This is a genomic window from Streptomyces chiangmaiensis (assembly GCF_036281785.1).
GTDB classification, from domain to species: domain Bacteria; phylum Actinomycetota; class Actinomycetes; order Streptomycetales; family Streptomycetaceae; genus Streptomyces; species Streptomyces chiangmaiensis.
The window spans coordinates 1-2,661 of sequence record NZ_JAYWVC010000463.1 but is presented as its reverse complement, the minus strand read 5'-3'; the positions used below and the strand labels follow the sequence as shown (position 1 = coordinate 2,661).

Here is a 2,661-nt window from a genome sequence, read left to right as displayed (position 1 = left end):
ACCAAAGATTTTCAGTGATCTTCTAGCCGGCATCGCCGTCTTTCACCGGGACGATGATGTCGCCGTTGGGCGTTCCCATGACCGTATATCCCAGGGAGATCATCAAAGCGGAGACGGCAGCTTGCACTGCAACCCGCATGCCGTCCCTGGAATCATGGCCAGGCCGGTCAGCGGCCAGCGCAGTGAATCCGTCAGACGTCGCCCAGGCGACCAGCACCCCGGGAGGGGTCTCACTGACCTGGAGACCGGTCATCCGACGATCCGCTCCGCCGACCACCTCAAATCCCGCCTGGTTCAGAGCATGCCGGACCTGCGCGACAAGCTCATCCACCTCACATGGCACATTCCCCGCCTGCCCGCAACTGGGTCCTTCATAGGGTCTGCGTTGCTCACCGCTTCGACGACCGCAGCTGACCTCGGCCGACTCCCCCGCCCTCGTTCCCACAGGCTCGTGGGGCCCTCAGGGGAATGGAAGGCCATGTAAAGGCAGGGAACGATCAGGCGGGGACGGAAGGCCACACCTCGCCGAACAGCAGGACCGGTGAATCCCAGGGAAGATCATCACTGGCAGGGAAGGTTATAGCGCCTCTCCTAAAAGCGGGTGTCGCAGGTTCGAATCCTGCCGGGGGCACAACGCATTGACGCTCCGACCTGCATCGGAGCATCAGAAATGCCTCTGGGAGTAGCCGCCCCGAGGGGCATTTTGACGTTCCATGGGAACGGAGGGGAACGCGCTGTCAGGCAGACCTGCCGTCTCCGTGGGAACGGCGGGCCTCTCCTCCGGTTCCTGGGCGACGTCCCGCCACGCCGGGGGACCTGCGCGGAAACAAGGCAAGGGGGCCTCGGTCTGAGCTTCCTCGAACTACGGCAGTACCGAGGTGCACGTGTCGGCGGTCAGCGAGTAGGGGAAGTGCCCCAGCGAAGTCTGGACTGCCTTCATGTGCAGGCCGACGGCCAGAGACAGGGGCGCGGCGCAGTGCCGCAGGTCCTGCAGCCGTGAACATGAGGCCGGTGCGCTTCCAAGTCTTGGCGGGGCCTCCCAGTCGGCGCGCGCCTCGACGGCCCCCACGACCGCCAGATCGGCATGCGCCTCGGCGACGGCAGCATCCAACTGTGAGCCACCGGCGGCTCCGAGCCCACCGACCACGAGCCCACCGAAGGCATCACCCCCTCCCGCACGGCCACCGCCGGCACACGCGGCGTCCGCGTTCCTGGTACCTCGGGACCCGCACTCCGCCGTGAACGAGTGCTCCCGCCTGGCTAACACCGATCACCTTTCCGAGGAAAAAGTGCCATCACCGTGGCGCTCCACCACTTGGTGAGACCTTGACGGACACGCATGCGTACCCCGCTCCCGAAGACGCGCCCGCCCGATCCCCCCGGTTCCGGGCGACGGACCTGCCCTCCGGCCGCGTAGAGCAGATGACGGATTCACCCACGGAGGGGACTGCACAGTGACAGCGCGTGCACTCAAGGGGGCACTGAGGGGTGCCAGGGGTACGGCGATCGCGGCGGCGGCGATGGCCGTGCTGAGCGCGTCGCAGGCGCCGAGGACGGTCTCGGCCGTGGCCGCGGAGCCCGCGCGGGGGGCGGCACTCGCCGGGCATGGCCTTAGCGTGTCTGGCGACACCCCGTACCGCACCGGTCTTCCCCCGCTGCGGACGTGGAGGAAGGGCTCAGCACAGGCAGTGACGGGCGGCGGTGCCCTGCCCGCGAGCGTGTTCGCCGCGTACCGGCGTGCCGAGGAGGAGTTGGCGCGCAGCGCGCCACGCTGCCGGCTGCGCTGGCAGCTGCTGGCCGCGATCGGGCAGGTGGAGTCCGGGCAGGCACGGGGCGGCCGGGTGACCCGGGACGGTACGACCGTGACGCCCATCCTCGGCCCACGGCTGACCGGCGGCGCCTTCGCCGTCGTGGCAGACAGCGACGGCGGCGCATACGACGGGGACACGGTGTACGACCGCGCGGTCGGCCCGATGCAGTTCATCCCGTCCACCTGGGCCCGCTGGGGAGCGGACGGCAACGGCGACGGACGGACGGACCCGAACAACGTCTACGACGCGGCGCTTGCCGCCGGCCGCTACCTGTGCGCGGGCGGCCGTGACCTGTCGAACCCCGCCGACCTGGACCGGGCGATCTTGGGCTACAACCACTCGGACGCCTATCTGGGCACCGTCAAGGCGTGGTACGCGTACTACCTGACCGGACGCCGCGTCGTGCCGGACGCGTCCGACGGATCCCGGTCGGACAGGCCGAAGCCGTCCCGCCCGAGGAGGCCGAAGCCGTCGGACGATCGGAAGCCGGGCCCTGGGCCTTCGCGCATGCCGTCGACGCCGCCCAGCTCACCCTCCCCCAGCCCGTCCCCCAAGGCCGGCGTCCCGAAGGAGTCCGGGCCGCCGCTGGTTCCCGTCCCCGAACCGACCCTCACGCTGCCCGGCGGCGGTGTGCTACCCGACGCGGGGCCGCTGACCAACGGCAACTAGAACACAATGGGCGTCGCCCCCTCCACAACTGCCGCTACTCGGCGGTAATGTCGCGATACCCGCCGGAAGCACAGAACCGCCGGGTGAGTGCGGAGGGGCCCTCATGGCGACGGACACGCCTGCGGACACAGCGGCCGCCGACGAGCGTTGGCAGCGCATGTGGAGCCACCGCGAGCAGCTG

3 protein-coding genes are annotated in these 2,661 nt (G+C 69.6%); 1 reads left to right on the top strand and 2 read right to left on the bottom strand.

What is annotated here, in order from left to right; genetic code table 11:
- Positions 1-22 precede the first annotated feature (22 nt).
- Both VXC91_RS44445 and VXC91_RS44440 read right to left on the bottom strand, forming a co-directional pair.
- Complete coding sequence (locus VXC91_RS44445; RefSeq protein ID WP_329513023.1) at positions 23-331, bottom strand: hypothetical protein; 309 nt, start codon at positions 329-331, stop codon at positions 23-25.
- 531 nt (positions 332-862) lie between these two features.
- Positions 863-1,147: a hypothetical protein gene (locus VXC91_RS44440; RefSeq protein ID WP_329513022.1), complete on the bottom strand. Its 285-nt coding sequence runs from the start codon at positions 1,145-1,147 to the stop codon at positions 863-865.
- Positions 1,148-1,454: 307 nt separating this feature from the next.
- On the opposite strand from VXC91_RS44440, the gene VXC91_RS44435 reads away from it, so the two are divergent.
- Entirely contained in the window at positions 1,455-2,480 is a 1,026-nt protein-coding gene (locus VXC91_RS44435) for a lytic transglycosylase domain-containing protein (protein ID WP_329513021.1), read from the top strand.
- Positions 2,481-2,661: the final 181 nt, after the last annotated feature.